Source organism: Polaribacter pacificus (assembly GCF_038024035.1).
Lineage (GTDB): Bacteria > Bacteroidota > Bacteroidia > Flavobacteriales > Flavobacteriaceae > Polaribacter > Polaribacter pacificus.
In genome coordinates this window covers 978021-1001975 of the sequence record NZ_CP150664.1, presented here as the reverse complement: position 1 = coordinate 1001975, position 23955 = coordinate 978021, and the positions used below count along the sequence as shown (strand labels likewise).

Genomic DNA, 23955 nt, shown 5'->3' with positions numbered 1-23955 from the left:
TTTGAATTTTTCATTTTATATTAGATGAATAGCTTTTTATTATTAAATTATATAAAATATGCAATTACATTGCACATAAGCAAATTATATTTGCATAGTTCTTTGAAAAACCTGCTGTACAATATTGATTTTTGCTAACTGGAAACTGATTTTTATTTGTTTCAATGATCGGTTGGTGTTCCAAATTTATTTGGAATGAATGTTTTTAAGGTTATTCTTTAGAGTTTTTTCTGAAGTTTTAACTTTGAATATAATCTCTTTTGAGACTTTTTTTTAAAAGATAACATTTTTGAATTATTTTATTATATCAAGATTATCATACACAAAGAATACAGCAGCGGGTTTTAGAAGAATATATAAGTTATGAAAATAGAAAAAGAACATATTAATTATATTCAAGATGAGTTTGCCTTAATGCAATCTCGTCAAGATTTTTTAGACCTATTAAATTATACCAAACCTTTAATTTATGGCAAAGAAGCGATCCCTTTTGCTTTAAAGCAAATTACCTATTACGCCAACCCAAAGCGTTCTAAAAAAGCATACAAAGAATTTCAAATAAAAAAGAAATCTGGAGGTACAAGAACTATTTATGCTCCAGAAAATGGCTTAAAAGCAATACAAAAGACAATCGCTTTTATTTTACAATGTGTTTTTGAACCCCATAATGCTGTAACAGGTTTTGTAATAGGGAAATCTATTGTAGATAATGCAAAAGTACATACCAATCAAAATTATGTTTTTAATATAGATTTAAAAGATTTTTTTCCGAGTATAGAGCAAGCTAGGGTTTGGACCTGTTTAAGGTTAAAACCTTTTAATTTAATAGAGGTTACAGAGGTTATAGAATTTGATTACTTAAAACTTCAAACGGGTATTAGAAAATTTACCACAGAGCTTAATGAACAAATCTTCTATAAACTAGATAAAGGAACATTCTCTATTGTAAATGATAAAAAGGGTAATTATAAAGCATACAAGAAAAGACTAACTAGTTTAGGAATAGATATTTTTAAAGATGCTGTAAATTATATAACTACAGATTCAAATTTAAAAGAATTAGAGAATCTGATAATAAATAGAGGAAAAATCGCAAATATCATAGCTGCAATTTCATGTACAGAAATGTTAGTAGAGCGGGAAAAAAATGGCAATTGGCAGAAAGTAAAAAGAAATGTGTTACCACAAGGAGCACCAACTTCGCCAGTATTTTCTAATATTATATGTCAGAAATTAGATAGAAGGTTATCTGGTGTTGCCAAAAGATTTAATTTAAATTACACAAGGTATGCAGACGATATTACCTTTAGTTCTATGCATAATGTGTATCAAGAAAATAGCGAGTTTTTAAAAGAACTAACAAGGATTATCAAAGATCAGAACTTTGAAATCAAAGCAAGTAAAACGCGTTTACAAAAAACAGGTTACAAACAAGAGGTAACAGGTTTGGTTGTTAATGAAAAAGTAAATGTTCGAAAACGCTATATCAAGCAAATTAGAATGTGGTTATATTATTGGGAAAAGTATGGCTACAACAAAGCTGAGTCTATTTTCTTAAGGGATTATTTTATTGATAAAGGTCATGTTAAAAAAGCAAAGCCTAATTTTAAAAATGTTCTCTCAGGGAAGTTAGAATATTTAAAAATGGTAAAAGGGTTTGAAAACACTACCTATTTATCTTTGAATAAGCGTTTTGATAAATTAATTGGCTTTAAAAATCCTTTGAATACTATTTTAACGGAGTGGGAAAATAAAGGAATAGAAAGTGCTATGGAAATATATAATTTTAAAGAAAATGAACAAGTTTAAATTTATTCAACATCTTCTCGAAAATGAAAAATTTGATTTCAATCAAAAAGAAAGGTTTTTTAAGTTGGTTTCTAAAGAGTTAGAGAAACCTTCTGAACTTGACATATTAAACCTTAAACAAGACATTGATGATATAAAAAAAAAATTAGGGATTAGTAATTTACCAAAAAAAGAAGAAACAGAAAAAAGTAATGGTCTTAAAATTTTTGAAGAGGCCTTGAAAAATGAAAAGGAGACTAATATCCCGAAATATATAGATCCTTTTTCCGAAAAAGGAATTTCAAAATTCTTAAAAGCATATAACGAAAATCCTATACTTAAAACAACATGTCATGAGATTGACAGTGAAAGTAGTTTAAAAATAATTTTGGAGTATTGTAAAGAAGATGAGTATAATTTTTCTACACACCTTCAATTTATAAAGTTTGAATTTGATAAATTAACAAAAGAGTATAATATTAATAAGAAATTATACTCTTTAATTAGGGCGTATATTTATGGTGGTATTAAATGGTCAACAGATAAATTACAGATGTCATGGTCTGATAAGGAGCTACTAGATTGGTCTGATAATAACCCGAAAATAATTCCTAACCCTGGATTTAACTTAATAGAAAAGTATGAGACAGAAGGTTATAGTTTATCAACTCCTTTCAGATCAACACTTACAGGTAAGAATATTATTACTTTCTCTGATTTTGTTTTATTATTTAAATCAATGTTTCATATTAATTCTAATAATTCTCTCAAGAAGCATTTAGTTAGGGTTATTAGAAAAATGGAGTTTAAGGAATGGTTTGATATTGAAATTAATGAAAATAAGTTTGGTGAGAATATTCATATATATACTGATGTAGATAAACTAATACAATCTTTTGTAAAGATTGTTGAACTTGTTAAATCAATCAATAAAGAGTACAGTGTGGTTGAAAGACCTCAATTATTAATTTCTTTTTTTGAGCAAGAAAATGACGTTATATTTTCAATACATCATTTAAATTCAATATACAAAAAAAGTTTGATGTCAACATTAAGTCATCCCTTTGGTGAATCTACGACTCCAATTATAGAAAAACAAATAAATGGGTTATGTAATTTAGAGTTAATAGCAAATTTTGATAATAATGATTTTGCAAGAATAAATTTATGGAACGGTTCAAAAGTAAAAATTTTGGAAAAGTTTGAAAGTTTTGAAGGAGTAGAATATGTTTTAAAGTTTAAAAGATGATATACTTAATAGATGATAAAAGTGATCGGCAAAATGATTTTGGCTGGGACAAAAATAAAATAGATTTTTTTAAGGATATTTTTATTTCAATAACTAGTTATAGCCAAATTGAAAAAAGAGAAGAAAGAGAATTAATATTTTCTGATGGGAACATGGTGTTATTTCATGAATCTTTTTTTGACAATGTAGAAAATAAGCACAAGAAAGATGGTAATGAAATAAGAAATGCTTTAGTTAAGAATAGTGAAGAAAAACAAAATTTTAAAGTCGTTTTTTTTAGTGGTAGTTATAATTCAAGAGAATTAAATGAAACAGGAGGAAGTATGCCAGTTTCTATCCTTTACCAAAATTTAGATTTTTTTTTAAATAACTTTAAGGATAATAACTTAGTTGACTTGAACTATCTTTTTTATGGTGAAAACCCTAACATTGAAAATGAATTACTTCAGAGTCAAGAAAGATCAAATTCACTATTAATTGATGAAATATTTAATGATAAAATTGAATCTTGTTCTAGTAATTTATTAATTGCTGGAAATGGACAAGGCTTTCCAAATCCTTTCAAAAGTTCAATTAATTTTACTTTTTACAATAAGAATATTAGCGACTCTGGTATGAGTTCTAAAATTGAAGAATGGTTTTCAGAAAAGGAATATGATAATATTTTTATTCCTCTTTGTTTTGGTTCAACTTTGTCTGATTTTAATGGCCTTAGATTAGTTTTACATATTCGTTGCTCGGACTCAATCAATAGCTTAAAAAACATTTTCTTATATAGTTTTATTGAAGATAAATCTATGCTTTGGGGCAATGAGTATTTTGATGTTTTAAAAACAAAGAATATACAGATTATAGATTATAAGAAAGTTGATTTTCAAAAAGCAGTGGACAACGAATTAAATGATTTATCAATAGAAGAACTTCCCTTTGAGATTAAAAAAGTTAAACTAAATCCACCCAAAAATTATATAGACTCTCATAGTATTGCAAATGAGTGGGCCATAAATCGTTGGTCTAAAACGATAAACGTATCTGATGATAGAATTGAGGCTATTGAAAACAAGATTGAAAGTAACTTGTACTTTAAATATTTAAATACAATATACCCAATAATTAAATCCGATGTTATTACTGATGACAAACTAAAAATCACATATTCAGGAACACCTAAAGTATTATATATAGATGATGAAGTTGAGAAAGGATGGGGTGAGATTTTTGCACACTTTTTTGATGATATAAATGAAATATATTTTGACTATTTGGTTGAAGATTTTAAGAATATTAATCAAGAGCAATTAATAAAATCTGCAATTCAAAAAATAAAAGACGATGATATAGATTTGGTTTTGTTAGATTTTCGATTATTACCAGGTGATTTCAATAAGAAAAATATTAAAGAAATTACAGGTGTTAAAATACTAAATGAAATAAAGGAGTTAAACCCTGGTATTCAGGTGATAATCTTTTCAGCAACTAATAAAATTTGGAATTTACAAAACCTTCAAGATGCTGGCGCTGATGGTTTCATTTTGAAAGAATCTCCAGAAAATAGTGTTGAAGATGGATTTACTGTAAAATCTATTGAAAATATGGTTCACGTATTCAATAGTTGTTTTGAACGCAACTTTTTAAAAGCTTTTCACCTAAAGATAGATGAGTTAAAAACTGAATTATTGCCGCGAAAAAACTTCAAAAAAGTTTCTAACCCACTAGATATTAATTTTGTTGATGAGGTTTTAAAATGGTTGCAGTTAAGTTGTGAATTACTAGCAAAAAATTTAAATACAGCATCAAAAACAAGTTCTTTTTTATTCTTGTTTTCGGTTTTAGAAAATTTATCAAATCAGATTGTTAGTTCAGAGCCAATAAAAATAGATAACCGTTCTGATGTTTATTTTGAATTCGAGTTTTCCAGAGTAAATAATAGATTAGTTTTTTTTAATGAAAATAAAGAAACAGGTTTATATTCAAAAACAAATAATAACCTAAGAAAAGCTAAAAGAGGTATTCCTTGGGCTCAAAAAATATTAAATACGCTTAATTATTTAAATACAAGTGTTGAATCTGAATTAGATTTAAATGAAATTATAGGTAAAAGAAATGATATTATTCATGCAAACTCATCTCTTAAAGGTAAACTAGAAATTTCCAATGAGGAATTAATTAACTTGTTTAATACAGTTTATAATGGATTAAAAAAAATATAATCTATTATTAAACTATGTAAAAACCTTGCACACCTCAATTATACATTTGTATCAAATAAAAAACAGATATGATGCACAATCACTTTCAACATATAAAAATAAATAAAGATCAACAATCTGCTGTAGGTCAAATAAATGATTTCTTAAAAAGTAACAAAAACATTTTTATTCTTCAAGGATATGCAGGTACTGGTAAAACTACTTTAATTAAAGGGATTGCAAAATATTTAGAAGAAAAAAAACAGGTATTTAATATAATGGCGCCTACTGGTAGAGCAGCCAAAGTGCTAAGAGATAAAACAGGTTTTGGAAGAACCATACACAGTAGTATTTATAAATTAGAAGATTTAAAGTCAATCAATTCAGAATCTGAAGAATTAGCAGACCATAGTGTTCGTTATTTTTTTCCTATTGATTTAGAATCAAAAGATCAAAGAGTGCTAATTGTCGATGAAGCTTCTATGATTTCTTCAAGAGAATCTAAAAATGAATTATTCGATTTTGGGACGAATTTTCTTTTGAATGATTTGTTAACACATACTTTCACTACAAATAAAAATAACAAAATTATTTTTGTGGGTGACCCTGCACAGTTGCCTCCTGTGGGTGACAATCAATCCAAAGCTTTAGAAATTAATTATTTTAATGGATTAGGATATAATTGTGGTTTTTCTGAGCTAAAGCATGTAATGAGGCAAGATGATAATTTAATTTTAGAGAATGCAAATAACCTAAGAGAACTGTTAAAGCAGCCATCTAGAAATACAATTGAATTAAAGTATGACGATGACAGTTTTGTGAAATTAGATACTTATGATGTGGTAAATAAGTTTACCAATTTATATCCAAATCCAGAAATTGGAGATGGTGTAGTTATCTCTTTTTCAAACGCTCAAAGTTATCATTATAATTTTGCAATCAGAGATATTTTGTTCCCTCAGAATAAAGAAATTGTTCCAGGAGATATCATCATGATTAATAACAATAATCAGTATTCTTATAAAACAGAATTATTTAATGGCGATTTAGCAAAAGTGGTGAATGTTTCTGAACATACAATAGAACAATCTGCTCCTGTATATGTAAAACGTAATGATAAAAGCATTCAAGAAATCATCAAATTAAAATTCAGAAAAATTGCTTTTAGGGTTCCTCATTTTGAGGAAGATATTACTTGTTATATCGTCGATGATTTATTAAATAGTATCGACAGAGATTTAACTCTAGACATGACAAAAGCATTATACATCAATTTTGTAATGCGTTTCAATCAAGAGCAAGAAAAAAGAAAAGCATCCGGAGAAGAAAAATTTAAAGTAGGTTCAAAAGAATTCAAAGACCTACTCATTAAAGATCCATTTTACAATGCGTTAAGAGTAAAATATGGGTATGCAATCACTTGCCATAAATCTCAAGGTGGAGAATGGGATAAAGTTTTTGTAGATTATTCGGGTAGGGCAGGGGTAAGTAATGATGCGTTAAGATGGTCTTACACAGCTACAACAAGAGGTGTACATACTGTGTATGCTATTAATCCTCCTCATTTAACTACATTTAGTAAATTAAAAATTTCTGAGACTACAAGCGTTGGGAGAATTCCGAACAATGCACTTAGTTTAGAAAATGTGAATGCATCTCCTTTTCACAATCCAGCACATCACAAAGCAAAAAGTTTAAAGTATTGGGAAGTAAAGGAAAAACTGGAAGCCACCAACTATAAAATTATCAATGTTGAGTCTAGAGAATATCTAGAAAGATATACCGTTAGTAATAATGCAAATGAAGAATTTATATTACAAGCAAGTCACAAAGGGTCAGGTCATTTTGTAGATCAGTTTGAAGTGGCAAATAAAAAAGGGATAATTGAAGAAAAAGAATTAGAAGAAATATTTAATCTAAACTATTCGTCAAAACTTTCATTAGACTATAGCCCAAGTCTTGAGTTTTTAGAGTCATTGTATTTTAGAATGAGAACATATTGCCAAGAATTAGAGATTACAATTACGAATATCGATGAACAGGTAGATAAGTTTTTTGTAAATTATTTTTTAAGAACGGATAGTATTTGCTCAAATATTCAGTTTTATTTCAAAAAAAATGGAAGTTTTTCAAGAGCGATGCCAAAGACTTTTGATTGTGAAAATGATAATAAATTGCAATTATTAATTGAAAAATTAGAAAAAGATGCCAGCTAAAGAAATCAAAGAACTTAGAGAATCTGGAAAATTAGAGGAAGCTTTAGCAATGGCTCAAAATGAGTTAGAAACGAACCCAGAGAATGTTTGGGGCAAAAGAAATTTAGCTTGGGTCTATTATGCTTTCTTAAAAAAAGAGCAGGGAAATCAAAACGAATTTATTACAATTTTAAATAAAGTAATTGAATTAAAAATGCCTGAAAATGAAAACTTGTTTTTCGAACAGTTTTGTTGGGCAATTGGCGGACATATTTTTAAAATATCAAAAAGTGAGTTGAGTAATTCTGATAAATTCAACGCAGTAAATTTGATTTTTGAAATCATAAAGACTCTAAAACTAGAGCAATCAAAAGGACATAGTTTTTTATTGAAATCATTCCACAACGCATTCAAAGAACTTCCTTCGGATGGGAAATTTAATACAGATAATTTTGTAGATAATTCAAAAAGTTATTCGGCAGTATTTCAATGGGCTGGATTTGATAGTTTTTTAGAAGAAGATTTTGAACCTTTTGAAATAAATGGCAGAAAAATAATGTCTTTTGTAGAACAAGTTATTATTGCGTATGCTAAAGTGTTATTAAAAGGAGAACGCCTTCAAGGTGGGGGGCTGTCTGCTAAAATAAATGAAGAAAAAACAGAGTTATTTTTAAAATTCATTGATATTGTTATAGATGAACATCCTGATTTTCAGTATTCACTTTATTATAAATCAAAGTTACTCTTGGGGTTAGAAAGGTTTGAACGTGCAAAAAAATCTTTGATTCCATTTGTGAAAAAGAAAAAAAATGATTTTTGGGTTTGGGATTTATTGGGAGAGGCATACACTGATGATGTAGAGATGCAAATGGCTTGTTTATGTAAAGCCTTAACTTTAAATACAAAAGAGAGCTTTTTGGTGAAAGTGCATCAAAAACTAGCGGATCTTTTAATTGGTAAAGAATTATACAAAGAAGCTTCGGTAGAGGTTTTAAATTCAATTACAATTAGAAAAAAGAATGATTGGAAAATTAATAATGAATTAATTAAATATACTCACTTAGATTGGTTTGAAAAAGAACTAAATATAAAAGATAATAAAAAGTTTTATGAAGAACAAGCTCTTTTAGCGGAAGAACTGTTATATAATAATCATGAAGAAATTGTTATTGTGATAGACTTTGTAAATACAAACAAAAAGGTTGTAAACTTTATAAAAGACAAAAATATAACAGGTTTTTTTAGCTATAAGCATTTAAAAATGAATCCTAAAACAGGAGATATTTATAAAGCAAGATTAAATCCTATTGGTGTAGATGGTTTTTATAAAGTGTTGACTTTTAAAAATAGCCCAAATCTAGAATCAGATGTGATAAAAAAAGTTTCAGGAAATTTAAATATCACAACAAATCGAGAATTTGGTTTTATAAATGATAATTTTGTTTCACCAGATTTGATAAAAAAATATCAATTAAAAGATGGTGATAGTGTTATTTGTAATACAATTTTATCCTTTAATAAAAAGAAAAACGAATGGGGCTTTAAAGTTTTTGAAATTTGTAGATAAGTCCTTAAAATGTAATTTATGACATTCCAAATAAGAGATATTATTACTTATAAGGGGGAGGAGAACTATATGACAACTTTACCTTTAGATCAATATTTGAAAAATAAAAAAGACATTAATTTTATTTTTCAAAATACTGCCTGTTGGCATTGCTATCAGTGCAAATGGGAACTTAGTGACAAAATGTTATTTTTAACTAATTTTTCTGCAAAAATAGATGGAGGTAAAGATGTGGGGTTAAATTATTTGTTCCCCAATAAAAAGATTGTTTTTGCTAATTGGTTTACGGGAGAAATTAGAATCCAAATGGGAGAAGTGTTGGAATATAGAAACTTTAATGTTATACATGAAAAGGATCTAATCATTCAATTTAAGAAAGGAGTATTAATTTCAGAAAGAGAAACCAACAATGAAGAAGACGTAAAAAAAAGAAAAATTGAACACTCTGAAATAGTTGAAAAAAAGCTTCAAAAAAAATCAACAATTTGGGGAAGGTTTTTTGGTAAAAAAAATAAAAAGTAATGGCTACTTCACTTTACACAGGTTTAAAAGAAAACATTTTAGAAGAATTTAAACAAGTTACAGCTGTTTTAGAGCATTGCGAGTTAACAAGTCCTAAAACATTTCTAAAACCTTTTACAATAGATTCAGTCAGTTTATTAAACACCAACGAGGCTACTGTTAAATCACTTTTAAAAGAACAATTTAGCAAATTATCAAAAGATGTTATTTATAAAGTTGAGGTAATTAATGTAATTGATAAAGATGAAATTATCTCTAGTTTTAAAAAAGCAAAAGAAACAAAGCATCAAGGAAGAGCGTATTCTAAATTTAATGAAGAAAATGTTGATTTTATAAAAGAAAATAAGAGTCAAAATATAACACTATATATAGGTTCAAGTAAAGCAAAAAGCGTTTTAAACAGAATAAGATGTCATTTAGGTTTAGGCGCTAAAGGAACTTATTCTATGCATTTAAAAAGTTGGTTGCCAGCATCACAAAAGTGTATGGTAAGAATTACTTTATTAGAGTTGTCTTGTCCTTCAGAAGGCAGTCATTCTATCAATATTTTAGAATTAATAGAGCAAGCACTTTGGAATAAAGAAAAACCGCTTTTAGGTAAACAAAGTGGGTTGTTATAAAAAGTCAGAGATTAGCTTCATAAGCACTCTCCTCTCTACTCTCTTTTCTCTATTCTTCACCCTACTTAAGCAAGACAGGTTTGTACCTCTGTACCTTTGTCGCTTTGCCCCTTTGAGCCTCAACTTGAGATAGACAATTTTACCCCAAACCCATAACATTCCCCGCTACCACTTCAAAACAACCCCAACCACATTTAAATACTCAAGTTAGATTCACTCTCACAAATAAAACGAGCAGACTTCTGAATATGAGATTCCCCGCTGCGCTTCGAAATGACACCCTCCCAAGTCTCGTTTCTCTTTTCTCTTCTCTCTTCTCTCTATTCTTTACCAAGTTTTACACTAAACTCATAAGATTTCTCGCTACCACTTCGAAATGACACCAACCACCGTTCACCCATCACACATCACCGTTCACCCATCACCAACCACCAACTTACTTTCCATTAAAAAACACCATCACACCCACAACAATAGCAACCACCACAATAGAAATTGTGATATCTACCCAGCTGTAACTGCTTTTGTTTGCTGCTTTTTCTTCGGCGGTAATGGTACCAAAAGTAAGATTGACCACCTTTTCTTTAGAAGGCGCTTTGCTTAGCAAGCTCACCACCACGGTTAAGACTATACAGAACAAGAAGAACCAGGCTCCAAAGTTTAAGAAGTTCATGTCTCCTAAATAAAACAACAGGCCATTAGGGTCTAAAGAACCTTTGACCAGTTCTAAGACGATTCTAAAAGCGGCTACGATGATTCCAACCACCAAGGTTACATAAGCACCCTGTGCGTTGATGCGTTTGTGGAAGATTCCCAATAAGAACACGGCTGTAATAGGCGGTGCGATATAGGATTGTACTTTTTGCAAGTACTCGTATAAGACGCCAGAAATATTTGCCATAATCGGAATCCAAATGATTCCGATAATCACCACAATTACGGTGGCAATTTGTCCTGTTTTTACCAGTTGTTTTTCTGGAGCATTTGGACGTAATTTTTTATAAATATCCACCGTAAAAAGGGTAGATACAGAGTTAAATACCGATGCTAAAGAGCTCATTAATGCGGCAAGCAATCCTGCTGCTACCAGGCCTCGAAGTCCAGAAGGAAGCAAGTTGCTCATCAAAACCGGAAAGGCCTGATCTGGGCTGTCGTACTCCAATTGACCACGCATTTTTAAGGTTAGGGCAATCACCCCAGGAATTAAAAATAAGAAAACCGGCAAGAGCTTTAACAGGGCACCAAAAATGGTACCTCTACGGCCTTCTTTAATGTTTTTTGCGGTTAGGGTCCGCTGTACGATGTACTGATCTGTACACCAATACCAAACCCCCACAATGGTTGAGGTAATAAACAGGGCAGGCCACGGAAAATCTGGATCTGAGGATGAACGCCACATGTTTAGGTATTCAGGTCCTACCGTTTCTGTCATGCTTTCCCAGCCACCCACATGTTGCAAACCAATGACGGTAAGCACACCTGCACCTATGACTAAAATAATGGCCTGTAAGGTCTCGGTATAGACCACAGCTCTCATACCTCCAAAAACAGTATAGATCCCCGTAAGCACCACCGTAGCGATGGCTCCTGTCCAGAAATCAATCCCTAGCAAGGCAGCAACTACGATTCCACCGGCATAGATGGTTACTGATATTTTGGTTAGCACATAAGCGATGATCGAAAAGACGGATAAGATCCAACGAGAGCGCGCATCAAAACGTTTTTCTAAAAACTCTGGCATGGTAAAGACTCCACTTCGGGCATAAAAGGGCAAGAACACCCAGCCCAAGAGCAAGACCACCCAAGCTTGAATTTCATAAATCAACATTGGTAGCTTGTTTCCGGCACCGGCACCTGCCAAGCCCACCACGTGTTCTGAACCAATGTTTGAGGCAAAGATCGAAGCTCCAACCACAAACCATCCGATATTTCTACCGGCTAAAAAATAATCTTCTGTATTGTTTTGCTTTTTTTTGACTACCCAAATTACGATTCCAATGAGGACTAAAAAATACAGGCCTATAGAGACCCAGTCAAAAGTATCTAATGTTTTCATGCTTACTTGGTTGAGAATTTAAAACGGGTTTGCGTATGGTACGTTTCTCCAGGATTTAAAACCGTTGTTGGGAAACTCTGTTGATTAGGGCTGTCTGGATAATGTTGGGTTTCCAAGCAAAATCCTGTGCGGTGCTCATAGTTGCCACCTTGTTTGTTGGGCAGGGTGCCGTCTAAAAAATTACCAGTGTACAATTGGATCCCAGGTTGGTCTGTAAACACCTCTAAAACTCGACCACTTTCTGGGTGGTAGGCAGTTGCTGCCAAACGCTGCCCTTGGTTTTGATCGTTTAAAACCCAGCAGTGATCATAACCCAAACCTCTTTCTAATTGTAGGTCTTTGGTATTGATATCTCTACCGATGGTTTTTGCCGTTCTAAAATCAAAAGGCGTATTGTTTACACTAGCCAAAGTTCCTGTAGGAATCAGGCCTCCATCTACAGGTAAATAGGCATCAGCATTGATGCTTAATTGATGGTCTAAAATGGTGTTAGAAAAATCTCCCGATAAGTTAAAATAGGAGTGTTGGGTTAAATTAACTACGGTGCTTTTGTCTGTAGTTGCGGTATAATCTACCGTAAGGGTATTGTCATCAGAAAGCGTATAAACAACCTGTGTATTTAGGGTGCCAGGATAACCTTCTTCTAGGTCTTTGCTGATGTAGTTAAGCGTTAAAGAAACTGTTGTATCAGTAGTTGCAGGACTGGCGGTCCAAACCACCTTGTCAAAACCTTTAGTACCTCCATGCAAATGATTTTTGCCATTGTTGGTGGCTAAGCTATACGTCTTGCCTTTGAGTTTAAATGTTCCGTTGGCAATTCGATTGCCATATCGGCCGATTATGGCTCCAAAATAGGTAGGGTTGGCCAAATAAGGTTCTAAGTTAGGATAGCCCAAAACGATGTCTTGGTACTCCTGGTTTTTGTTGGGCGCTTTTAAAGAAGTAATAATGCCTCCAAAAGTAATAATGCTTAGCTGCATTCCTTTGGCGTTGCTCAGTGTGTATTGATCTACCACAATCCCATCTGGGGTTACCCCAAAAACAGTTTTGCTAATGTTGGGCTGTTGGGTATTTGCGTTCATCTGTACTGGTTTTTTTTTCGGATCTGTTTTGCATTGGATGCACACCAAACTTAGTCCAAGTAGGCAAAAAAGTAAGGTTGTTTTTTTAATGAGTTTCATAATTGATAAAGTTAAGTCATTATAAACGATGCTGAAACAAATGGTAATAGGCTTCGTTTGCATTCATGGTGTTTTTAAATTCACGTACTTTGGTATCGGCATCGATGACCAACAATTCTATTCCTGCAATGTCTGCAAAATCTTCCATATATTCACTAGTCAATGCTTGGCTATAAACGGTATGATGTGCTCCACCTGCTAAAATCCAGGCAGTTGCAGCGACTTCTAAATTGGGTTGGGGTTCCCAAAGCACTCGTGCTACTGGCAGGTTTGGTAAATCGGCAAGTGGCTCTACGGCAATCACCTCATTAACGATCAATCGAAAACGCGTGCCCATATCTACCAAAGAGGCATTAATGGCAGGACCCGCAGGTGCGTTAAACACCAAACGAACAGGGTCTTCTTTGCCGCCGATTCCCAAAGGATGTACTTGGCAAGACACCGGTTGGCTTGCAATGGATGGACAAATTTCTAACATGTGAGAGCCCAAAACATAGGCTTTTTGTGGGCTAAAATGATAGGTGTAATCTTCCATAAAAGAAGTTCCTGCATCCAAGCCTACAGCCATCACTTTCATTACCCGAACCAGTGCTGCGGTTTTCCAATCGCCTTCGCCACCAAAGCCATATCCATCAGCCATCAAACGCTGTACGGCAATGCCTGGCAACTGTTTAAAAGCGCCTAGATTTTCAAAAGTATCGGTAAAGGCTTTAAAACCACCGTCTTCTAAAAAAGCTCTGAGGCCCAGTTCAATTCTGGCAGCTTCTACCAAAGAAGCTCTTTGCGCTCCTCCTTCTTTTAAAGATTCAGTAAGCGCATAGCTGTTGGCATACTCGGTTAAAAGGGCATCCAATTCTGCTTGGCTAACCTTGTTTACAAAGGCCATGACATCAGATGAGTCATACCCATTAACTGCAACACCAAAACGTATTTGGGCTTCTACTTTATCACCTTCGGTAACGGCTACTTGACGCATATTATCACCGATTCTGGCCACTTTTAACTGCTGCATTTCATTCCAACCTAAAGCTACTCGGGTCCAAATACCTAGTTTTTTTTGTACGGCTTCGGTTTGCCAATGACCAACCACTACCTTGCGTTTGATCCGCATTCGAGACATCAGGTAGCCAAACTCACGATCGCCATGTGCCGATTGGTTAAGGTTCATAAAATCCATATCAATCTGCTCCCAAGGGATCTCTGCATTGTATTGGGTATGCAAATGACAGATGGGCTTGTTTAAGAGGTTTAATCCTGCAATCCACATTTTTGCCGGCGAAAAAGTATGCATCCAAGTAATCAATCCAATACAATTTGGATGGTTGTTGGCCTCTTGACAAAGGGCAGTAATTTCACTAGGTGTTTTTACGGTGGGCTTGCAAATTATCTGCACAGGAATCTTTGCCGAAGCATCCAAACCTGCTACTATTTGTTTTGAGTTGTTGGCCACCTGTTGCAGGGTTTCATCCCCATACAAATGCTGACTTCCAGTAACAAACCAAACTTCTTTTTTTAAACTAGTTATCATGAGTATTCTTGCTATAAGTTATTGACCGTAATACGAGTTTTTCCCGTGCTTGCGTTCATAGTGTTTTTTAATAAGTGATTCTTTAAGCCTTGGGGCATCAGGGTTAATCTGCAGGGTTAGCACAGCCATTTCTGCAATGACTTCTAACACTTTGCTGTTGTATACCGCTTTTGCTGCGGATGCACCCCAAGTAAAAGGGCCGTGGTTGCCAATTAAGACCATTTCTACCTCTTGATAAGACAGTTGCTTTTCTTTAAAACAATCCAAAATTTGGATGCCCGTATTGTGCTCATAATTGCCCGCAATTAATTGATCTTGCATGGGAGGGGCACAGGGAATGTCTGTGGTTAAATGATCTGCATGGGTGGTTCCAAAAATGGGAATGTCTCTTTGTGCTTGTGCCCAGGCTACTGAATATTTGGCGTGGGTATGTGCAATGCCGCCAATATCTGGCCAATGTTTGTACAAATAGGCATGAGTTTTGGTATCTGATGATGGGCGTAAATTGCCCTCGATACTATTGTTGTCAAAATCTACGATAACCATGTCTTGAGGTTTGAGTTGCTCATAAGGGACACCGCTAGGCTTAATGGCAAACACCTGTTCTTTTCTGTCTACGGCACTAACATTGCCAAAGGTGTATACCACCAAATTTAAAGCGTTGAGCTCCATATTGGCATCGTAACATTCTTGTTTTAGTTGATCGAATTTGCTAGACATGGCTTTGGGTTGTTAAGTTGTTTTCTATAAAATTACCTAAAGTTTTATAGGCTTCTATTTCTTTTTCAAAATGCAAAACGGCAGCTGGCTCAGGAGTATAGATGGCTTCAAAATCGCTTCCCATCTGTTTACTGGCTTCTAGCACATTTGGATAGATTCCTGCTGCTGTGGCTGCATAAATAGCTGCGCCCAAAGCAGGCGCCTGCTCAGACTTTGCTACTTTAATGGGTTTGTTTAAGACATTGGCCAAGCTTTGCATAATTAAAGGAGATTTGATGGCCACGCCACCAATCCCAATAACGGTTTTAATAGCAACACCTTCAGTTTCAAAGCGGTCTACAATCATTTTAGAACCATAACAAATGGCGTGTACCAAGGCTTTAAAAATATGGGGAGCCTTGGTACCTAATGAAAGACCGATAAGAGAACTTTTTAAATCTTGATTGGCATCGGGCGTACGTCGTCCGTTGATCCAATCAAGTGCCACGGGGATGGCTTCACTGAGGGGGATCTCAATAGCTTGATCTGATAATTTTTGTATAAAATTGGCTTCAATTTCTTGAGCTAAGGCCTCTTTTTGTGCTGTGGATAAGATTTTAGACGGCATCACTAACTGTTCTACTGGCCACATTAATAGTTCTTTAAACCAGGCTAATAAATCACCAAAGGCAGATTGCCCAGCCTCTAAACCAATGAGTCCAGGAAGTACTGATCCATCAACTTGTCCACAAATTCCTTTGATGGTTCGCTGGCCGATAATTTCGGGTTTTGAAACCATGATATCACAGGTTGAGGTACCCATAACACGAACCAATGCCTCTTCTTCAATTTTTGCACCCACCGCACCGGCGTGAGCGTCAAAAGTTCCTACGGCAATAATGGTTTCTGTGCTGAGCCCTAGACGGGCTGCCCAGGTTTTGTTTAAGCAACCTGCAACCTCATTTGAGCTGTATGTTTTTTGATAGAGCCGATCTCTAAGTTGTGCTAAATATGGGTCTAATTGAGTTAAAAATTGAGTGGGAGGTAAGCCACCCCAGCTTTCATGCCACATGGCTTTATGACCTGCAGCACAACGACTGCGTTTAAAGCTTTTTAAATCTTTTTGATCAGCCAAAACATAGCTTAGATAATCACAGTGTTCCATCCAGGTATAGGCTGCTTCTTTAACAGCTGCATCTGCTCTTACTACATGTAAAATTTTTGCCCAAAACCATTCGGATGAATATATGCCTCCTTCGTATTTGGTAAAGTCTTCGCCGCCCCATTCTTTAGCCAGTGTGTTTATTTCTGCTGCCTCTTTAATGGCAGTATGATCTTTCCACAAGACCATCATGGCGTTGGGATTGTCTTCAAAGCCCTTGGTTAGGGCCAAGGCGGTTCCATCTTCTGTTAGAGGTAGCGGTGATGAACCCGTGGTATCTATACAGATTGCTTTGATGTTTTTGGCAGCGATCTTGCTTTTTACTAAGATTCCTTTAATGCTGTGTTCTAAGCCTTCTAGGTGATCTAAAGGATGCTGGCGAAATTGATTTCGCGAAGCAGCACAAAAAAAACCGTTTTTCCAGCGTTCATACCAATGTACCTGCGCTGCAATTTCATTTCCATTGTCAGAATCTATCAGTACCGCTCGAACAGAATCCGAGCCATAATCCAATCCGATAACATATTTTTTCATGAGTTACATACTTGTGAGACTCAAATATACTAATAAAAAATTTATAAATGTAATTTTAACACTTATTGATTGTGATTTCAATCCTAGTAATTTTTTTTCTATCTTCGAACCAAAATTGAGTGTATGAGCGGAGCCTATAATTCTGATGATAAAATTTTAGTAGCCATTGATTGTATCATTTTTGGGTTTGACAAAGAGAGTTTAAAAATTTTATTGATTAAAAGAGATTTTGAACCCCAAAAAGGACACTGGTCTTTGATGGGTGGTTTTTTAAAAAAGAATGAAACCTTAGATCAGGCTGCTAACAGAACTTTGTTATCTCTTACAGGAGTTCAAGATATTTATATGGAGCAGTTGTACGCCTTTAGTGAGGTAGATAGAGACCCGGTAGAACGAACCCTTTCTGTATCGTATTACGCATTAATCAATATTGAAGATCACAACGAGAAGTTGACAAAAAAGTACAATGCCCAATGGTTTGATATTGCGGATGCTCCTTCTTTAATTTTTGATCACGATTTAATGCTGCAAAAAGCCATCAGACGTCTTAGAAGAAGAACCGCTATTAAGCCTGTTGGTTTTGATCTATTGCCAGAAAAATTTACCATGCGTCAATTGCAAAAATTGTATGAGGCTATTTTAGACAAAGAAGTAGACAAACGAAACTTTATCAATAAAATTAATTCTTTAGATATTTTAATCAAGCTCAATGAAAAAGACATGACATCATCTACTAAAGGGTCTTTTTTATACAAGTTTAGTCAAGAAAAATACGACGATAAACTAAAGAATAACTTTTACATTAAATTGTAAACTAATTCCCTTTTTTGGGTTGAGTTTCTTTGAGTAGGGCGGTAATTTCTTCTGCGGTTAAGGCATAATCATACAAACGCATAGAGCTCATCAAGCCAGAATAGTGCTCGCCAACATCAGAGGCACCAATGCTAATTTTTGCTTTGTCAATGGCCGATGCCAAGGTCATGTTTTGTGCATTGTCTAAAACACCATCCACATATACTTTTTCTACAACACCATCAAAAGTCAATACAATATGATGCCAAGTATTTGACGTTGGAAGTTGGTTGTATTTCATATCAAAATGACCATCGAGATGCGCGGCAGCTCCATAATTTGAGCTGTTGTAAAACAAGGCATTGTAAGAGTTGGCCAAGTAAAATTCTGTGCGATCACACCAAGAGAGCAGGCACTCGCCTTGTTTTCCTATCTCTGGATTTTTTACCCAGGTTGCAACGGTATAGGATCCGTTCCATTCCAAACTTTTTGGTACCGGCTGCTCCAAGCTAAACGATCCTTTGCTAAAATCAAAGGCTTTGATACCATCAGAAGCATTGGTCAAAATACCTACCTCATTGTTTTTGGTAAATGTTCCACCCATAGATCCGGTGTTGGGAATGCTGTTGAGGTTTGTTTTACTGCTGTTTTTAATGTCTAAATTGACCAATAAATTTTTAGTGCTTGGGCTTGCGGGCCCTGCCAGAGAAGGACTGTTTTTTAATTCTAAAGGGAGTTCAAACAAAGAACCATACACTGCGACGTTCCAAACGGCTGCATACAGACCCGTTTTTTCGGTATTTAAAATTTGCAGTCTTAAATAACGTGCCTCTACAGCTTTGTCATCAATCATGGGGCTGCCTGCTGTTCGGTTTTTTGATTGATCTGCATAGATTTCCCAATGTTTTCCATCGGTAGAATACTCAATTTTATATTGGTAGTAATAACTGGCAAACTCAAACTGAGTAAAGACCCGAGCAACTTTTTGGATTTTGCCCAAATCAATCTTTAGTTCTTGTGGGAAACTCGCTGAGGCTGCTTTCCACATAGTGGCATTGTTGTCATCATTGGCAAAATAGGCCTGGTAGGTATAATCGTATTCCAGACTTTTTAAATGATAGGCAGACGAGGCTGTGATGCTTGCTTTTAGAGCCAAATCTTTAGGGACCTTAGTACTTGCAAAATCAATGATTCCATCTTTAGAGGGCACTACTGCTTTAAGAGTTGAGTCGTTTTCAAAAATCAATTTATCAATACAGATCTGTCTAGACAATCCGCCTCGAGTCATCGGGTAATCGTGTTTGTGATAGACAATATAATAGTCGTCATTTTCTTCTAAGACAGAGTGATGTCCTGGACCGTGAACGCTGTGGTCCTCTGTACTTTTTAAAATGGCATTATTGGCTCCTGGGGTAAAAGGGCCCATGGGGCTTTTTGAATAGGAATAGCGAACATTGTAGGTTTCATCATGGCAAGAACCTCCAGAATACATGAGCAAATAGGTATCATTCTTTTTTAGCATATAAGGAGCTTCAAATGGATTGGGCGTCTGCTCTAAAGGAATGTTTTGAGCGTTTTTCATGCTTTTCATGGTCTGCGTATCCAATTCTCCAACCGCATACCCTCCGTTATAATGCACCCAGGTTCCCCAATAAGCGTAAACTTTTTGATCTGTGTCTGTAAAAAATTGTGCATCCAAAGACGGAAATCCTTCTCTGGGATAACTGTGAGGTATTACAGGAGTATCATCTTCATTGAGTTTGGTCCAAGGACCTACAGGAGTGTCAGAAACATAGCCATAAATATTACAACCCGCCTGACAGTTTCCAAAGTACAAATAGTATTTCCCATCGGTATGCTCAATAATATCAGGAGCCCAAAAATTGCGCAGATTTACCGAAGCTAAGGATGGAATTTCCATAGTATAATTGTACCAGTGCTTAAAATCTTTGCTATACCAAACGGTGGGCGCACCCGATGCCAACATCTCATTGTCTGTGGTTGCGTAGATATAATAAATGTCTCCAAATTTTTTAATCGTTGGGTCAGCAAAATATCCAGGAATGATCGGGTTTCTAAACGATTGATCCAGCTGTGGCTCAGCACATTGAGCTAGACTAAAAAGAACAAAAGCTGTCAGAAAAAATCGCTTGATAAATTGCTTGGTACCTTTCATGTTTACTCGCTAAACCTCTTAAAATTTTATACTGATTGATCTAGTTTCTAAAGGGATTTTATATGCGCCTCGAACTTTTGGATACGGAAGCTCAATATTTTCTGGAACTCTTAAATAGGCAAAGGGCGCTGTGCTGCTTTTTGCTCCTAAGATAAGTTCTGTGCTTTTTGTTTTGCTATTATAGCGCACCTTTTCAAAACTCCCTGCGTCTAAGGTACACCACAATTGTATTGGAGCGATGTATACCTTATTTTTAGCTGCCGTGGTGATACTGGTTTCTATGAGGTCTCCTTTTTTAACCAAGTTTCCGCCAAAGGCCAACCAGCCCAATTGTTTGTCATGCGTAATAAAAGAAGCTGTGTTTACTGCATAACCGTAAAAACCAGATCCGTAATCCCCAGAGAGGTAATCGATCTCTAAAGTCGATGGAAAAGAATGAAAAGCAGCAGGACCAAAACCATCTTGCGTAATATTAGAAATACCACCTAAAAGACCACCATATCCTACGCGTAATAAATAAAGGTCATCACCTTTTTTTCTATAGGCTTGCAAAACAGGAATGGCATTTAAAGAAGACCCATAATGATGAATTTGTCGTTCTACACGAGAGAGTTTTCCTCCGTATAAGAAATCCCAATAACGACGAGCGTTTCCGTTGTAAGCCCAGTGTGGCATTGTAGGCATATAAGCCAAAATAGCATGCAAAGTTACTTGAGCTTTGTAATCGTAACCAAAATAATCTGACCACATATACACCTCTTCTTGCCCGGTTGAATCCCATGGCATTTCACTTCCAAAAGGATAATCAAGTGCCCGCCAATGATCGGCTCTTTTACGCATTCTAGCTTCTAGATCAATAGCCATTACTGTAAGTCCTTCGTTTTTTAAATCTTCAAGAATCTTTAAAAACACCGAGCCTTCCATCTGACCAAATTGAGCATAATACGGAGCCTGATCTACCATGGCAACTGCTGTTTGGTAAGCATTTTTTAAATACCAATCCCAGGTTTTATTTTCTACCAAACCTTGATGGTATCTTGACAGTCGATATAAGGTCCAGTAGGCCGCAGCAACATGTGGATAATTGTAAGATCTACCTCGGTCATTGGCGTGTTTGTGGTTCCAAGCAGCCCAAGTTTTGTAATTAATTTTATCGCTGTAAGTTCCTTTAGGAAGTGAATCAGGTTCGTAGTAAAAAATACTCTTTTTAACTCCGTACTTGAAGTCACCTTCACTGTATTGAATTTGTCCCCAAAGTGTTTGGTCTACAAACTGTTCTAATTTTTTTATTTCTGATTTGTCAGGCTGAATCAATTGTTTCATGATGGCTGCAAGCCAACCACCAGCACCACCTTCATCACTTAATCCACTAATCCAAGCTCTACTATCTTGCGTAACCTGTTGCTTGGTTTCATAGTCATAACTAATCACAGATGGATTTCTTTTAAAGGGATCATTAGGGGTGTCAAACCATTGCTTGGTAGTTAAAAAATGTCCAAAATCTTTGATAACTTCGGTTTCTGCTTTAATAATCTTATAATTTACAGTCTGTGTTTTTCCATCTTTGTATTGGATGGTCAATCGAGCTCTTCCCCATTTTTTTCCGTGGATACGGTATTTTTGAAAGCCATTGGTTTTAGAGCCTTCTGCCTCAATGGTCAAAGCTCCTTTTGGACTGATCTCAAAAGCGGCAACCTCACTTTGAGCATTTAAAAATAAGTGTGCATTAACATCCATTGGAATCACATAACCAGGAACTCCTATTGCTACGGGTTGCTTTTCTTCAATTAGGGTTTCTTGAATTTTTTTAATTCCTTCACTCAACACAAATTTTAAAGAAAAGTTTTTAGAAGCTCCTGCAGCCAAAGTCAAAGAACGTGGTTGGTTCCATTGTTGAGCGCCTTTCCACTCATTATCAGCATAAGCCTTGCTGTAGGACATCCATTCATGAAATCCTTCAAAGACGATGCTTCTTGGAGTAGGATCATCTAAAAGTGGTCTGTAGGCTTCAAAAGCCATATTTTCTTTAGGTAAAACCAATAGGGCCGGCCCTTCACCGTTTAAACGTTTTACTTCTAAATAGCCAGCATCCATCCCAATATAAGGATCAAAAAATACATTTTGGGCATGGGTTTCTACTAATGATTTTCCTTCAAGTATGTTGTTAAAGATCATCGGAATTCCAAGGGCGCCAATTTCTATAGGTTGAGATGTTTTGTTTGTGATTTCGAAACGCATCACCAAGTGCGCACCGTCCATTTCATAATAGCGTTTTATTTGTACAGGAATATCTCTGGGCAAGGTGTTGGCTAAGTCTGCAGCCGCCAAGGTGTTTTTAGAGGTGCCTATTGGAGTTACTTTGCCGCGTTTGCTTGCTGTAGAATAGCTTTTCCAGTGGGCATTGGTTTCTCTGATGCGTAAATTGATATCGCCCAAATGATAAAGGCCATCCTTGTCTCTAATCTCTAAACGATCACTAGGTGTAAAATCAAAATTTGTGTTTTTACTGGGTCTCAAGCCTGCAACAGTTTGTGATTCTTTTACCAGTTTTAATTGAAAATGAGTGGTGTTAAATTTCTGATATACTTGAGCAATTCCCAAAGTCGGCTCTTGTTTTTCTATTCGTCCCCAATAACCTTGCGCTTGCAAACTAGCAAAGCTGCTTAGTAAAATAATTAAAATTCCATACTGTTTAAAAATCTTCATGCTGTCTGTTTTATGCGCGATTAATAGGTTGATTATATTTTTTTCTGTTGCCCTTCTAAACCCAGAAATATGAATCAGTCAGGTTTTTTGTAACTGATTCTTTTTTTAAAGTTAAGATAATTTTATTCTTACTATCAGTAATTTGTATATAGGAGTCTACGTAGCACAATGCAGTACTGATTAGAATAAGGTAAATACTAATGTCTTTAAGTCGTTTCATCGTAAACGGTTGTTGTTTTTTCTGAAGCGAAAGATACAAAAAAATCTATTAGTGTAAAATATACACTTATATTTTTGAGCACAAGCGCCCACAAAAATTAAAAGATAAAACTAGCCAATAACTCTCAAATCAATTGGTGTAATATTATCTAAAGCTAATAGTATCTTATCTTTGTTTTGTTTAATGAGGTCATTTAGTGGTGATTTTAATATAATGTTCAGCCATTTTTGATCTTGTATGTATTTTTATATACTGTATCTCAATCAATTTTTGTAATTTTGTTTTTATGTTAAAAGGCTTGGTAAAAAATATGGTTTCTATGGGATTGGCACTTTTGGTGCTGTTCTCTACCTTGTCATTTACCATTAACGAGCATTATTGTGGCGATGAGCTACAAGATGTGGCTTGGTTTGTAAAAGCAGACACTTGCATGATGGGGATGGATACAGCCATGCCTCAGGGCGTTTGTGCCACTGTCAAAGATTCTTGCTGTACCGATGTGGTGCAAATTGTTCAAGGACAGGATGATCTCCAAGCAAGTTTTAGCCAATTTACCCTAGAACAGCAAGACTTTGTTGCTGCTTTTTTCTTAAGCTATATAGCTGCTTTTAAGTTAGAAGCGAAAGACCCAATTCTTACCACAGCATACCGTCCGCCCTTATTGGTCAGGGACATCCAGTTATTGGATGACGTTTTTTTAATTTGATTTTAAACCGATTTTTCTTTTGGCTTTGCCATGAGAACCTAAAGGCTTCTGTCTAGCACAGGAGT

16 protein-coding genes are annotated in these 23955 nt (G+C 34.9%); 9 read left to right on the top strand and 7 right to left on the bottom strand.

All coding sequences use genetic code 11. The features are described from left to right. The first annotated feature begins 363 nt into the window (after window positions 1–363). From WHC90_RS04520 to WHC90_RS04490, 7 genes are all read left to right on the top strand, one after another. On the top strand, window positions 364–1809 hold the full coding sequence (locus WHC90_RS04520) for a reverse transcriptase domain-containing protein (protein ID WP_188597309.1): 1446 nt from the start codon (window positions 364–366) through the stop codon (window positions 1807–1809). Next, the gene (locus WHC90_RS04515) at window positions 1796–3037 is read left to right on the top strand and encodes a hypothetical protein (RefSeq protein ID WP_188597308.1); all 1242 of its coding nucleotides are present in this window, start codon (window positions 1796–1798) and stop codon (window positions 3035–3037) included. Before WHC90_RS04520 ends, WHC90_RS04515 begins: the two co-directional genes overlap by 14 nt. Next, window positions 3034–5247, top strand: a complete 2214-nt coding sequence (locus tag WHC90_RS04510; RefSeq protein ID WP_188597307.1) for a response regulator — start codon at window positions 3034–3036, stop codon at window positions 5245–5247. Before WHC90_RS04515 ends, WHC90_RS04510 begins: the two co-directional genes overlap by 4 nt. Window positions 5248–5315: 68 nt before the next feature. Further along, on the top strand, window positions 5316–7442 hold the full coding sequence (locus WHC90_RS04505; protein WP_188597306.1) for an ATP-dependent DNA helicase: 2127 nt from the start codon (window positions 5316–5318) through the stop codon (window positions 7440–7442). Further along, window positions 7432–8988, top strand: coding sequence for a DUF7017 domain-containing protein (locus tag WHC90_RS04500; RefSeq protein WP_188597305.1), 1557 nt, complete (start codon window positions 7432–7434; stop codon window positions 8986–8988). The genes WHC90_RS04505 and WHC90_RS04500 overlap by 11 nt, the downstream gene beginning before the upstream one ends. Window positions 8989–9006: 18 nt before the next feature. Further along, complete coding sequence (locus WHC90_RS04495; protein ID WP_188597304.1) at window positions 9007–9510, top strand: hypothetical protein; 504 nt, start codon at window positions 9007–9009, stop codon at window positions 9508–9510. After that, window positions 9510–10130 carry a hypothetical protein gene (locus WHC90_RS04490; RefSeq protein ID WP_188597303.1) on the top strand — a complete coding sequence of 207 codons (621 nt, stop codon included), beginning with the start codon at window positions 9510–9512 and terminating at the stop codon, window positions 10128–10130. The genes WHC90_RS04495 and WHC90_RS04490 overlap by 1 nt, the downstream gene beginning before the upstream one ends. A gap of 436 nt (window positions 10131–10566) precedes the next feature. On the opposite strand, the gene WHC90_RS04485 is transcribed toward WHC90_RS04490, so the two are convergent. The 5 genes from WHC90_RS04485 to WHC90_RS04465 form a co-directional block, all read right to left on the bottom strand. After that, window positions 10567–12186 (bottom strand): sodium:solute symporter, encoded by a 1620-nt coding sequence (locus WHC90_RS04485; RefSeq protein ID WP_188597302.1) that lies wholly within the window; start codon window positions 12184–12186, stop codon window positions 10567–10569. A 2-nt stretch (window positions 12187–12188) separates the two neighbouring features. After that, window positions 12189–13268, bottom strand: a complete 1080-nt coding sequence (locus WHC90_RS04480) for an aldose epimerase family protein (RefSeq protein ID WP_229664858.1) — start codon at window positions 13266–13268, stop codon at window positions 12189–12191. Window positions 13269–13386: 118 nt separating this feature from the next. After that, a complete protein-coding gene (araA, locus tag WHC90_RS04475; protein ID WP_188597300.1) occupies window positions 13387–14895 on the bottom strand; it encodes an L-arabinose isomerase in 1509 nt (502 codons plus the stop codon). A gap of 18 nt (window positions 14896–14913) precedes the next feature. After that, complete coding sequence (locus WHC90_RS04470; protein ID WP_188597299.1) at window positions 14914–15615, bottom strand: L-ribulose-5-phosphate 4-epimerase; 702 nt, start codon at window positions 15613–15615, stop codon at window positions 14914–14916. Next, the gene (locus tag WHC90_RS04465; protein WP_188597298.1) at window positions 15608–17290 is read right to left on the bottom strand and encodes a ribulokinase; all 1683 of its coding nucleotides are present in this window, start codon (window positions 17288–17290) and stop codon (window positions 15608–15610) included. The genes WHC90_RS04470 and WHC90_RS04465 overlap by 8 nt, the downstream gene beginning before the upstream one ends. 123 nt (window positions 17291–17413) lie before the next feature. On the opposite strand from WHC90_RS04465, the gene WHC90_RS04460 reads away from it, so the two are divergent. Beyond that, on the top strand, window positions 17414–18103 hold the full coding sequence (locus tag WHC90_RS04460) for an NUDIX hydrolase (protein WP_188597297.1): 690 nt from the start codon (window positions 17414–17416) through the stop codon (window positions 18101–18103). Window position 18104: 1 nt separating this feature from the next. Here WHC90_RS04460 and WHC90_RS04455 read toward each other — a convergent pair whose 3' ends face one another. Both WHC90_RS04455 and WHC90_RS04450 read right to left on the bottom strand, forming a co-directional pair. Beyond that, window positions 18105–20258, bottom strand: coding sequence for a family 43 glycosylhydrolase (locus WHC90_RS04455; protein WP_188597296.1), 2154 nt, complete (start codon window positions 20256–20258; stop codon window positions 18105–18107). An 18-nt stretch (window positions 20259–20276) separates the two neighbouring features. Beyond that, entirely contained in the window at window positions 20277–22964 is a 2688-nt protein-coding gene (locus WHC90_RS04450; RefSeq protein ID WP_188597295.1) for a DUF5695 domain-containing protein, read from the bottom strand. Between the two features lie 506 nt (window positions 22965–23470). On the opposite strand from WHC90_RS04450, the gene WHC90_RS04445 reads away from it, so the two are divergent. Next, window positions 23471–23890 carry an HYC_CC_PP family protein gene (locus WHC90_RS04445; protein WP_188597294.1) on the top strand — a complete coding sequence of 140 codons (420 nt, stop codon included), beginning with the start codon at window positions 23471–23473 and terminating at the stop codon, window positions 23888–23890. Window positions 23891–23955: the final 65 nt, after the last annotated feature.